The sequence below is a fragment of the Desulfosarcina cetonica JCM 12296 genome, from assembly GCF_001311845.1.
In the GTDB taxonomy this organism is placed as follows: Bacteria; Desulfobacterota; Desulfobacteria; order Desulfobacterales; family Desulfosarcinaceae; genus Desulfosarcina; species Desulfosarcina cetonica.
The window spans coordinates 1-11,151 of the sequence record NZ_BBCC01000199.1 but is presented as its reverse complement, the minus strand read 5'-3'; the positions used below and the strand labels follow the sequence as shown (position 1 = coordinate 11,151).

The window sequence follows — 11,151 nt, the reverse complement described above, 5'->3', positions numbered from 1 at the left end:
CCGCCACGCCGGCCACGGCAGCCGAGACCAGCGGCATGCCCATGCGCCCTTTCGGCCGCTCGGGCATCCAGGTGCCGATCCTCTCCCTGGGCGGCATGTTCGACATCCCCGCCAACCAGACCCTGCTCAAGCAGGCCTTGCGCTGGGGCGTCACCTACTGGGACACGGCGCATATCTACAGCGGCGGCCGCAGCGAGGCGGGCATCGGCCAATTCTTCGAGCGCTATCCGGAAACCCGCGAAAAGATCTTCCTGGTGACCAAATCCGGCGGCGACACGCCAAAGGCGCTGCAACGGGACCTGTTGACTTCCCTGGATCGCATGCGCACGGACCATGTCGACCTTTTCTTCGTGCACGGCATCCGCGACGCCGGCATCATGGACAACCGCCTGCGGGCCTGGTCCGAGGCGCAGAAGGCCGCCGGCCGCATCCGCCTGTTCGGTTTCTCCACGCACAGCAACATGGAGCGGTGCCTGCTGGACGCGGCCCGCATGGGATGGATCGACGGCATCATGATGACCTACAATTTCCGCTTGATGCACTCACCGCGCATGCAGGAAGCCGTCAAGGCCTGCGTTGAGGCCGGTATCGGCCTGACCGCCATGAAAACCCAGGGCGGCGGGGCCGTGCGCACCGATGCCGCCGAGGAACTGGCCCTGGCCGGCCGGTTCGTCCAGAAAGGTTTCACCGACAAGCAGGCCAAGCTCAAGGCTGTCTGGGAAAACCCTCAGATCGCGGCGATCTGTTCCCAAATGCCGACCATGAGCATTCTCATGGCCAACATCGCCGCTGCCGTGGACCGTACCACGCTCAGCGAAAACGATCGGCGGCATTTGGAGCGCTATGCCCAAACGACCTACGCCGGCTATTGCGCCGGCTGCACACATATTTGCGAGAAAACACTGGGCGGCGGCGTCCCCGTGGGCGATGTGATGCGCTTTTTGATGTATGCGCGAAGCTATGGTGACACGACCGGCGCCCGGCAGCAGTTTGCAGAACTTTCCGAGAGCGTCCGCCAGAAGCTGCCGCGCATGGATTATTCGCTGGCAGAATCCCGCTGCCCCCGGCGCCTGCCCATTGCCCGGCTGATGCGTGAAGCCACCGACGAATTGGCCTGATGGACGGCCGGCAACCAACAAAAAAGCAGCGATCGCGATCAAGGTGCCCCCTATATTAGATACGCCCCAGACAGGAGAAGCCATGGATCTTGAATGCATCATTTACGACAAAGCCGACGGCGTGGCCATCGCCCGACTCAATCGCCCCCAGGTGCTCAATGCCATGAACAAACGCCTCTGGCTGGATCTTGAGGCCGCCCTGAACGATGCCCGCGCGGATGAAACCGTCAAGGTGGTGGTGATCACCGGCGAGGGCCGGGCCTTTTCCACCGGCGCCGACCTCAAGGAATCCAAAACCCGCGCCTTGGAAGCCTACCGGGACTACCTGGTCTCCCTGCAGGACGTTTCGCGTAGCGTGATCCGCTTCGAAAAACCGACCATCGCCGCCATCAACGGCTACGCCGTCGGTTCGGGCTACGAACTGGCCCTGGCCTGCGACATCCGCATCGCCGCCGAGGAGGCCAAGATCGGCAGCCCCGAAGCCAAGGTCACCTCGTCGGTCACCGGCGGCGCCTTCCGGTTGGTCCAGGATCTGGTCGGACCGGGCAAGGCCCGTGAACTGCTCTTCACCGGGGAATATATCGACGGCCGCGAAGCCATGCGCATCGGCCTGGTGAACCAGGCCGTGCCCCTGGACCGACTCATGCCCACGGTGATGGCCATGGCCGCCAAGATCGCCGCCAACTCCGGATTTTCCCTGAAGATGATCAAAAAGGGACTCAACATGGCCCGGGGCGAGGTCAGCCTGGAGGCGTTGATGGACTTCGAAGTGGAGGCCTGCCTGGCCTGTGTCTCCACCCAGGAACGCCAGGCCTCCCTGACCGCCTTCGAGGACCGCAAGAAATGACGGATTCGTAAAAAGCCCGATATCGGCGTTACGCGTATCCCTCGTCACTGCGGAGTACGCTAAGTACGCCTCATTCCTCGGGATTCGCAAGCCTTGATCTCGGGCTTTTTACGAATCCGTCGGAAATGCGACTTTTTACGAGTCCATCAAGAAATAGAACGCCCAAAACGCTTGCTCCGATCGCATTTGGAATTAGAGGAAATGATTTCAGCCCTCCAATGGAAGGAGAACCCATGGGACTTGAGCACATCCTGAACGCCCGGTCCGTCGCCGTTGTAGGCGCATCCAAAGTGCCCACCAAACGCGGTTTTCAAACCATACGCACCCTTCTCGACGAAGGCTACGAAGGGGCCATCTACCCGGTCAATCCCAAGGAGAAAAGCATCATGGGGCTGCCCTGCTACCCCACGGTGCCTGACATTCCCAGGGAGGTGGACGTGGCCCTGGTGGCCACACCGGCCCGCACCGTGCCCAGCGTGCTGGCGGATTGCGGCAAACGGGGCATCAAAGGAGCCGTCATCCTGGCCACCGGCTTCGGTGAGACCGGCAGCGCCGGTAAGGCCCTGGAGAAAGAGGTCCTGCAGGCGGCGGCAGCCCATCAGATCCGCCTGATCGGCCCCAACACCTCCGGAATGATCAACCTCAAATCCAGCCTTAACCTGGTGGGATTGAAAGATGCGCCCAAGGGGGATATCGCCTTGTTGTCCCAGAGCGGCAACATGGCCCTGACCCTCATCACCGAGGCCAAGCTGCAAAGCCGCAAGGGATTCACCTACTACGTGGGCGTGGGCAATGAAACCGACATCCGCTTCCACGAGTACCTGGCGTTCTTCCAGAACGATCCGGATACACGCGCCATTCTCATGTACGTGGAAGGCATGCGCGAGGGACGCAAGTTTCTCCAACAGGCCTACCGGACCACCCAAACCAAACCCATCGTGCTGCTCAAGAGCGGACGTTCGTCCACCGGCAAGCGGTCCGCCGGCTCCCACACCGGCGCCCTGGCCGGGATGAGCGAAGTGGCCAAGGGGGCCTTCGAGCGGGCCGGCATCGTCGTCATCGAAAACTCCGACGAACTCTTCCCGGCCGCGGAAACCCTTTCCAGCCTGCCGCCCGTCAAGAACAGCCAGATCGCCATCCTGGCCGACGGCGGCGGTCATGCCACCATCGCCGCCGACACCCTGACCGACCTGGGTGTCCAGATTCCGGAACTGGAGGAGAAAACCCAACAGAAGCTGCGGGCGATCCTGCCCGGCGGGGCGGCGGTGAGAAATCCGGTGGACGTGGCCGGCGGCACCGACGACAACCCGGATGTGTTCGCCGATTGTGCCAAACTCATCCTGGCCGACCCCCATGTGGGCGGTCTGCTCCTTGTGGGCCTTTTCGGCGGCTACGGGATCCGCTTTGCCGAAAGCCTTTCCCTGATCGAGGAGGACGCCGCCCACCAGATGGGCAAGATGGTCAAAAAATACAAGAAGCCCATCGTCGTGCACAGCCTCTACAATTCGGAGAAACCCCACAGCCTGGATCTTCTGCGCTACTACGGGGTGCCGGTCTACGGCAGCCTGGACGTGGCCTGCAAATGCATGGGCGTGCTGGCCCAGTACGGCCGCTACCTGAAGAGCTACCACGCGGTCACCAATTTCGTCTTCAACTGGCGGACCAAGGCTAAACCCGAAGGGCAACAGCTTTTCGAGCGCGCCTATGCCGAGGGACGCGGCGCCCTGTTGGAAACGGAAGCCAAGCATCTGTTCAAGCTTCACGGCGCGCCGGTCGCCTGCGACGTACTGGTCCATTCCGCCGAGGAAGCCGTCCAGGCGGCGGCAAACATAGACGGTCCGGTGGCGCTGAAGATCGTCTCCCCGGATATTCTGCACAAAAGCGACGCCAATGGGGTGAAACTCCATCTGACCAACCAGAAACACGTCCGGCAGGCCTATGCCGCAATCATCAAGAGCGCCAAGGCCTACAAAGCCGATGCGCAGATTACAGGCGTACTGGTCTCGCCCATGGTGGCAAAGGGCATCGAGGTGATCATCGGCACCAAGATCGACGACCAATTCGGCCCGGTGATCATGTACGGGCTGGGGGGCGTGCTGGTGGAGATCATCAAGACGTGGTATTCCGGGTCCTGCCGATCACCCGGCGGACGGCCCAGAAGATGATTGGCGAGACCAAGTCCCACCCCATCCTGGATGCGTCCGCGGAGAAAAGCCTATGACAAGAAAGCCCTGGTCAACATGCTGATGGCTTGCTCCGAAATCATCGAGGCCTACCCCGAGATCCAGGAACTGGACCTCAACCCGGTGATCGTGCACCATGAGGGGTTGAGCATCGTGGATGCCCGCATCATTCTCAAGCCCAAGGCGGCGCAGGCCTGATTGCCATGGGCAAATCGATTCCATTTTGCTATTTTGGCGACTGGCTGAACGGTCGGTGTCGCCCATCGACCGACCCGTCTCGCCCGTAACCCCAAAACCCTAAAAAATATGTTCGACAGGCCCTGCATGAACATCAAACGGTTGCTTCAGCCCTACCAAGCGCAGGTCATCACCGTCCGCCGCGACCTGCATCAGATTCCCGAATTAGGATATACAGAAGAAAAAACAAGCGCTTACGTGGCCGACTACCTGCAACAACAAGGCCTGTCCGTCACCACCGGCATCGCCCGCACCGGCGTGGTGGGCCTTTTGGACAGCGGCCGTCCCGGGCCGACCCTTTTGATCCGGGCGGACATGGACGCCCTGCCCATCAGCGAGGAGACCGGCCTGGCCTATGCGTCCCAGCATCCCGGCGTGATGCACGCCTGCGGCCACGATGGTCACACGGCCATGGCCCTGGTTGCCGCCAAGATCCTCGTGGAACTTAAGGATCAGCTCAACGGAACGGTAAAATTCGTCTTTCAGCCGGCCGAGGAGGGACCGGGTGGGGCCAAGCCGATGATCGAGGCCGGCGTGATGGAAAACCCGCACGTGGACTACGCCCTGGGTTGCCACATCTGGCCCACCATCCCCCAAGGCACCATCGGTATCCGCGCCGGTGCGCTGATGGCCGCCGCTTCGCGCTTCAAGATCACCATCACCGGCAAGGGCGGCCACGGCGCCCAGCCCCACCTTTGCGTGGACGCCCTGGAGACCGGCTGCCAGGTAGTCGCCGCCCTGCAACGCATCGTCAGCCGCAAGATGAATCCGTTGGCGCCGACAGTGGTCACCATCGGACGTTTCGAAGCCGGCACGGCCTTCAACGTGATTCCGGAAACGGCGCACCTGCTGGGCACGGCACGGACCTTCGACCTTGATACCTGGCAGCGCTGGCCGGAAATCATCGAGACGATCGTGAAGGGTGTCTGCGATGCCATGGGCGCCCGATTCACTTGCAAATTCGTCGCCGGCTACCCGCCCACGGTCAACGATCCCGAGATGGCCATGCGCATGGAGCGCATCGCCGCCCAGGTGGTTGGTGCCGATCGGGCCATCGTACCGGAGAAGAGCATGGGCGGAGAAGACATGGCCTTCTTCCTGGAAAGGGCCAAGGGGTGCTTCTTCTGCCTGGGCGCCGGCACGGAAGGCAGTTCCGGCATTCATAGCCCGCACTTCACCTTCAACGAGGAAATTCTCATCAGCGGTGTGGAGATGTACTGCCGTGCGGCCCTGGATCTTTTGGGGGAAAATACCGCCTGAACCGGTCAGGCGGCGACATTGAAGCGGGTCCGGGCTTTATGAAGCGGGGACTTCCATCAGATGGATGTCGGCGGGATCGACGGTGAGGCTGACGGCGGTGCCCGGACACAAATCCAGGGCCAGCAGCCGGCTGGTGAGCATGGTGGTGGTAAAGGTCAACCCCATGGCGGAAACGCTCAGGTCGGCAAAGGTGCCCTGATTGGCAATGGCCGAAATGGTTCCCGGGAAGCCCTTCTCCTCACCCCCGGTCGCATCGGCTGCCGGCCGCAGGTGAACATCTTCCGGCCGGATCGCCGCCACATGACGCTGACCGTTGTCGCGGACATGGGCAAGGCCCAGTCGCCGATGGCCATCCGGCCGCCAGCCACCCGCACGGGGAGCAGGTTTTTCATGCCCACGAATTCGGCCACAAAGGCAGTGGCCGGTTTTCTGAACACCCCGGCAACCGTGTCGGTCTGTTCGATGCGGCCGTTGTTCAGAATCGCCACCCGGTCGGCCAGGCGATGGGCATCGGTGAAATCGTGGGTCACCATCAGCACCGTCAGGCCGGTTTCCCGGTGCAGGCTGGAGAAAAGGGAACGGATTTCCTCGCGGAAACAGGGATCCAGGGCCGCCAGGGGTTCGTCCAGAAGTAGCACCCGCGGCGCGGTGACCAGGGCGCGGGCCAGGGCCACGCGCTGCTTTTCGCCGCCGGAGAGCCGGGCCACCGATCGCTGCAACAACGGAACCAGTCCCAACCGCTCGACCAGATCCTGATAACGGGCCCTGGCCTCGCGGCTCTGCCTGCCGTGGTAACGCAGGCCGAATTGGATGTTGCGGGCCACGTTGAGATGCGGAAACAAGGCACAGTCCTGATACACGATGCCCACACCGCGACGTTCCGGCGGCAGGCCGGTGACATCGCGGCCGGCTACCCCGATCCGCCCGGCCGCGATGGGAATGATGCCGGCCACCGATTCCAGGATCAGGGTCTTGCCCGCGCCGGTGGGACCCAGCAGGCAGAAAAACTCCCCCTGGGCCAGCGCCAAATCGATTCCCTGGAGCGAAAACCCGGGCAGGTTGACATGCAACCCGTCTATCTTGATCATATTTCCCTTGATCATGTCACCCTTGATCATGCCGTCGGTGGTCATACCGCCGCCTCCCGATCCGGGGAGAAAATTCTCAACAGCAGGAACAGCAGCAGGCAGACCAGGATCAGCCACACCGCCACGGGCTGGGAGTACTTGAGACCGTAGGCGGTAAAGCGTTCATAGATCATCACCGGGGCCACCATGATGGTAGGCCACGATCACCACGGCACCGAACTCGCTCACCGCCCGGGCCGTGCACATGATGGCGCCGACCAGCATGTGACGCCAGGCCAGCGGCAGGGTGACCCGCAGGAAGGTGGCACCGGCCGTGGCGCCCAGGCTGCGCGACACATGTTCCAAACGCGGGGAGATCTCCTCGAACCCGGCCTTGACCGTATTGATGTAAAAGGGCAGTCCCACGAAGGTGAGCACGACGATGATCCCGGTAACGGTGCCCATGAAGGTGATTCCCACGGCCTGCAGCAGTCTGCCGATGGGATGGTTGCGACCGGCGATGCTGAGCAGAGCGATCCCCACCACGGGGTGGGGAATCATGATCGGCAGATCGATGATGCTTTCGAGGATTTTCTTGCCGACAAAACGACGCCTGGCCAGAAGGTAGGCCAGGGGCGTGCCCAGCAGCAGGGAGATCAGGGCCGCCGCACCGGAAGTCACCAGGCTGAGCCGGATGGAACGGATGACATCCCGGTCCATCAGGGTCTCTTTCAAGGTCGCCAGGGTGGGCTGGGTCATCATCTCCACCAGGGGCACCACGATAAACGCCACAATGACGCCGCTACAGGCCACCGCCAGCCAGAAAAACGGATCGCGCTGCTGATAGCGGTGCGGCCGGACGGCACACACCGCTGCCGTTGCGCCGATCCTATTCACGGACCTCCACCAGGCTCGGCAGGTTGCCGGGCAGGCTGTCCTTCACCGCCTGGCTGGTCACGCGGCAAGGAATGAAAGGCGGCTGGCCCATCTCCTTTAGGACTTTCAGGCCGCCGTCCGCCGTGAGCAGGTACTCGAGAAAGCGGGTGGCGCCCTTGGGGTTGGGCGCATCCTTGATCAGGGTGATTCCGTAGGTCACCGATTGGCCGGTACGGGTGATCCACTCACCGGGTTTCTTGCCGGTCACCTTGACCTGGGCCTGCTTGTAGAAGGCGTCATACTGGTAGTTACCCAGGTTGATATGGTCGTCCAGGGTGAGATATTTGAGTTCGTGCTGGATGGCCACGGAGAGATACTCCCAGGCATAATCCATGTTGCCGGTCTTGAGCATGGAGACCAGCTCCACGGATTTGGGTCGGACATTCTTCTCCGGTCGGTTGGCGATGAGTTGGTCGTACAATCCCGGCTTGCGGTAGAACTTCTCGGCCAATTGGAGCACCATCAAACTGCGGTAGCCGCACGGATCGAGGTTAGGATCCGAATGGCCCCAGACCACATCTTTTTTCAGCAGGATGTCGGTCCAGTTATCGGCATTGAGCGTATCGGCATAACGGCTCTCGTCGGTATAGCAAAGCACCAATTGATTGGTGGCGAAACGGATGTTCCAGTCGGCCTTGGCCGGAATGAGGGTCTTGTCGATCACCTTGTAATCGGCCGATGCCATGATATCGGCGGGTTTGCCCAATTCGGAAATCATGCGTGCCATCTTGGTGCTGCCACCGGCCTCGCGCAACACATCGATGTCGGGATTGGCCGCCTCGAAATCCTTTTCAATCTGCGCCAGCGGTACCGTCAGGCTACCCGCATGAAAGACAATCACTTTCTCCATGGCCATCGCTCCGGTTGTAAATGCCATCCCCAATACCACACCCATCAACAAGCTGGACACTGACCGTGATCGTTTGAAAACGAATCGCTTCATCGATCCTCCTCTCTGCTTCATTGCAAAAGGTTAAACGGGTTTTTGCGCAAAAGTTTTTTATAGAGATTCAATGTTTAACAAGTCAACGCATTCTTGGCGCGATGAGCCATTATTTCTCTATAGCGACCATAACCAACCACAACTGACAAGCAAGTTGACGCAGCCATGGGGTTTTCTTATGTTGACCCCAAGAGAAGATGAATCGGAAATCAATCCATGCGGGCCTCCCGCCCGGAAGGCTCCAAGTGCCCCTGTTATGGATAGAAGGAGGATTATGCACCGCAAACCCACCGCTGCCGGTAAGAGCAGCTTCGATCTGATCGATGTGGAGCGATTTTTTACAACCCTTAACCTGAGTGAAAAGACAACCTTTCTCGATCTGGCCTGCGGCGCCGGCAACTACGCCCTGGCCGTGGCCGAGCGCATTGGCGGAACGGTCCACGCCGTCGACCTGTGGGCGGACGGCATCGATCGGCTCAACCAGCAGGCCGAAGCGCGCAACCTGGCCAACATCGAGGCGGCGGTCTGCGATGTGAGCCGGTCCCTGCCCCTGGAAACGGACAGCGTCGATATCTGCCTGATGGCCACCGTGCTCCACGACCTGATTCAAGACGGCATCCACACGGGCGCACTGAAGGAGGTTGTGCGCGTGCTCAAGCCGGACAGCCGCCTGGCCGTGGTGGAGTTCAAGAAACAACCCGGCCCGCCGGGACCGCCGGAGCATATCCGGCTTTCTCCCGAGGAATTGGATGCGGTGTTGGTGCCGTTGGGGTTTCAGGGCCGTGAGACGGTGGACCTGGGAGCGGCCGTCTACATGTCTTTATATCATCGAGAATGATGACAGGACCGCTCCAACGCCTCGATGGAGGCGTGTGCGGCGCTTGTAAGAGCTGGCCTGCCTGCGACGGCAATCGTGAGAACCGGCACCAACGCCGGTTATACTCACCGAAAAATAAACCCTTCCTTCAACGGATCCTCCGGATCCATGAGAAATTCGCTGCGGCCGGTGATCCAGGCCTGGCCTTCCACCTCGGGGATGACAGCGGCGTGGGGACCGAAGGTGGTCGTCTCCACCACCTGGCCGCTAAATCGCGTGCCCAGGATGCTCTCGATGACGATGGGCTGATTCGCCCCGATCTCCCCCCGGGCGTGATGCAGGGCCAGTCGGCGCTTACCCCGGTGCCGGTGGGGCTGCGGTCCACCTCGCCCTCGGCGAAGATGCAGACGTTGCTGGAATGGGCGCCCTCCGTGTGGGGCGGGCCGACAATGATCGTGCCGTAAAGGAAGCTGAGATCCGCCTCAAAGGGGTGCGTGATCGGCCCGGCGGCCATAACGGCGCGCTTGACCGCCATGCCCCGTTCGATCAGGCGGTTGAAATCATCAGGCCGTGTACTCACCCCCAGGTCGGCGGCGTCCACGAAGGCGTAGAAGGCGCCGCCGTAGGCGATGTCGTAGCGCACCGGCCCCAGCCCCGGCACCGCCACGGTTTGATCTCGGCACAATACAAAGGAAGGCACATTGTGGAAGGACACGCTCTTCACCCGTCCGGCCTTCACCCGTGCATGGGCCGTAATCAACCCCGCCGGTGCGTCGATGCGCACCGTGGTGAGCGGTTCGATCATCGGTACCAGCCCCGTTTCCACGGCCACGGTGGTCATGGCGATGATGCCGTGGCCGCACATGGAGCTGTAGCCCTCGTTATGCAGGAAAAGCACCCCGAAATCGGCGTCTACCGACACCGGCGGGGTGACGATGCAGCCATACATGTCCGCGTGGCCGCGCGGCTCCCACATGAGGGCCCTGCGGATGGAATCATGCTTCGCGATCATGTCGCGTCGGTGCTCAAGGATCGTGGTGCCGGCAAGTTCCGGCAACCCGCCGGTGATAATCCGGAATGGCTCGCCGCCGGTATGGGCATCGAGGGTGGTGATTTTTCGCCAGCTTGCCGGCGGGGTCCATTGGCGCAGGGGGTCGAGCAGGGACATGGCGAGGGCTCCGTTTCGCAATTATAGAAGGCATGGTAGGGGCGAAAGATTTTTTGCCCCTACACGCATCACGACATCTCAATGACCGTTCCCAACCCCTTGGCCTCGGCGGCCTTGAGCACGGCAGCGGCGGCAACCGCATCCTGTACGGCCAAACCCACGGATTTGAAGTAGGTGATCTGGTCGTCGCTCTGACGACCGGGCTGGGTGCCATTGACGATCTCGCCGATCTCGGCGTCGATGGCGGCCTTGGCAATGATGATGTCCCCGGCCTCGGCCATGGCCGCCTCGCGCTGGTCCACGACCACCCGCGCCCGACTGAGGGTGACCGCATCGATCTCCTGCATCTCGGGCGTGAAGGACCCCACACCGGTCACATGGGTGCCCGGTTTGAGGTCGTTGCCGTCGAACAGCGGCGTCTTGGTGGTCGTGGCGGCGATCACGATATCGGCCTGAACAACCGCCGCCTTGGGCGAGGTAGCGACGATCACCTCGGGGGCGTCGGGCCAGGTGGCCACCTCCGCACGCAGACGCTCGATGGCCTCGGCAAAGGGATCGACCACCAGCACGCGCCG

At 61.9% G+C, this 11,151-nt stretch carries 10 protein-coding genes and 2 pseudogenes; 5 read left to right on the top strand and 7 right to left on the bottom strand.

Going from position 1 to position 11,151, the window contains the following annotated elements; translation table 11 throughout:
- The 4 genes and pseudogenes from JCM12296_RS28360 to JCM12296_RS28345 all read left to right on the top strand — a co-directional run.
- A partial coding sequence (locus JCM12296_RS28360; protein WP_054700119.1) for an aldo/keto reductase occupies positions 1 to 1,118 on the top strand: 1,118 nt, incomplete at its 5' end.
- An 82-nt stretch (positions 1,119 to 1,200) separates the two neighbouring features.
- Positions 1,201 to 1,965, top strand: coding sequence for an enoyl-CoA hydratase/isomerase family protein (locus JCM12296_RS28355; protein WP_054700117.1), 765 nt, complete (start codon positions 1,201 to 1,203; stop codon positions 1,963 to 1,965).
- A 125-nt stretch (positions 1,966 to 2,090) separates the two neighbouring features.
- A pseudogene (locus tag JCM12296_RS28350) lies at positions 2,091 to 4,346 on the top strand (acetate--CoA ligase family protein).
- Between the two features lie 126 nt (positions 4,347 to 4,472).
- Positions 4,473 to 5,645 carry a M20 metallopeptidase family protein gene (locus JCM12296_RS28345; protein WP_083456603.1) on the top strand — a complete coding sequence of 391 codons (1,173 nt, stop codon included), beginning with the start codon at positions 4,473 to 4,475 and terminating at the stop codon, positions 5,643 to 5,645.
- 36 nt (positions 5,646 to 5,681) lie between these two features.
- Here JCM12296_RS28345 and JCM12296_RS45985 read toward each other — a convergent pair whose 3' ends face one another.
- Genes JCM12296_RS45985 through wtpA form a run of 5 tightly spaced genes read right to left on the bottom strand, consistent with a single transcriptional unit; the run spans position 5,682 to position 8,591 of the window.
- Positions 5,682 to 5,915: a TOBE domain-containing protein gene (locus JCM12296_RS45985; protein WP_246805009.1), complete on the bottom strand. Its 234-nt coding sequence runs from the start codon at positions 5,913 to 5,915 to the stop codon at positions 5,682 to 5,684.
- Positions 5,822 to 6,778 (bottom strand): ABC transporter ATP-binding protein, encoded by a 957-nt coding sequence (locus JCM12296_RS28340; protein WP_054700114.1) that lies wholly within the window; start codon positions 6,776 to 6,778, stop codon positions 5,822 to 5,824. The genes JCM12296_RS45985 and JCM12296_RS28340 overlap by 94 nt, the downstream gene beginning before the upstream one ends.
- Entirely contained in the window at positions 6,775 to 6,906 is a 132-nt protein-coding gene (locus JCM12296_RS48305; protein WP_281492184.1) for a hypothetical protein, read from the bottom strand. Before JCM12296_RS48305 ends, JCM12296_RS28340 begins: the two co-directional genes overlap by 4 nt.
- Positions 6,896 to 7,609: an ABC transporter permease gene (locus JCM12296_RS28335; protein ID WP_246805006.1), complete on the bottom strand. Its 714-nt coding sequence runs from the start codon at positions 7,607 to 7,609 to the stop codon at positions 6,896 to 6,898. Before JCM12296_RS28335 ends, JCM12296_RS48305 begins: the two co-directional genes overlap by 11 nt.
- Positions 7,602 to 8,591, bottom strand: coding sequence for a tungstate ABC transporter substrate-binding protein WtpA (gene wtpA / locus JCM12296_RS28330; protein ID WP_054700112.1), 990 nt, complete (start codon positions 8,589 to 8,591; stop codon positions 7,602 to 7,604). Before wtpA ends, JCM12296_RS28335 begins: the two co-directional genes overlap by 8 nt.
- Positions 8,592 to 8,865: 274 nt before the next feature.
- On the opposite strand from wtpA, the gene JCM12296_RS28325 reads away from it, so the two are divergent.
- Complete coding sequence (locus JCM12296_RS28325) at positions 8,866 to 9,429, top strand: class I SAM-dependent methyltransferase (RefSeq protein ID WP_054700110.1); 564 nt, start codon at positions 8,866 to 8,868, stop codon at positions 9,427 to 9,429.
- Positions 9,430 to 9,533: 104 nt separating this feature from the next.
- Here JCM12296_RS28325 and JCM12296_RS28320 read toward each other — a convergent pair.
- Positions 9,534 to 10,576: pseudogene (locus tag JCM12296_RS28320) on the bottom strand (proline racemase family protein).
- Positions 10,577 to 10,644: 68 nt separating this feature from the next.
- Positions 10,645 to 11,151: hypothetical protein (locus tag JCM12296_RS28315; protein WP_218188329.1), on the bottom strand; the 507-nt coding region annotated here is incomplete at its 5' end.

What these genes read in the sequence shown, in the direction of transcription:
- JCM12296_RS28325 (WP_054700110.1), top strand. Translation starts at nt 8,866, where the DNA reads ATGCACCGCAAACCCACCGCTGCCGGTAAGAGCAGCTTCGATCTGATC.
- JCM12296_RS28340 (WP_054700114.1), bottom strand. Translation starts at nt 6,778, where the DNA reads ATGACCACCGACGGCATGATCAAGGGTGACATGATCAAGGGAAATATG.
- JCM12296_RS28345 (WP_083456603.1), top strand. Translation starts at nt 4,473, where the DNA reads ATGAACATCAAACGGTTGCTTCAGCCCTACCAAGCGCAGGTCATCACC.
- JCM12296_RS48305 (WP_281492184.1), bottom strand. Translation starts at nt 6,906, where the DNA reads ATGATCTATGAACGCTTTACCGCCTACGGTCTCAAGTACTCCCAGCCC.
- wtpA (WP_054700112.1), bottom strand. Translation starts at nt 8,591, where the DNA reads ATGAAGCGATTCGTTTTCAAACGATCACGGTCAGTGTCCAGCTTGTTG.
- JCM12296_RS28355 (WP_054700117.1), top strand. Translation starts at nt 1,201, where the DNA reads ATGGATCTTGAATGCATCATTTACGACAAAGCCGACGGCGTGGCCATC.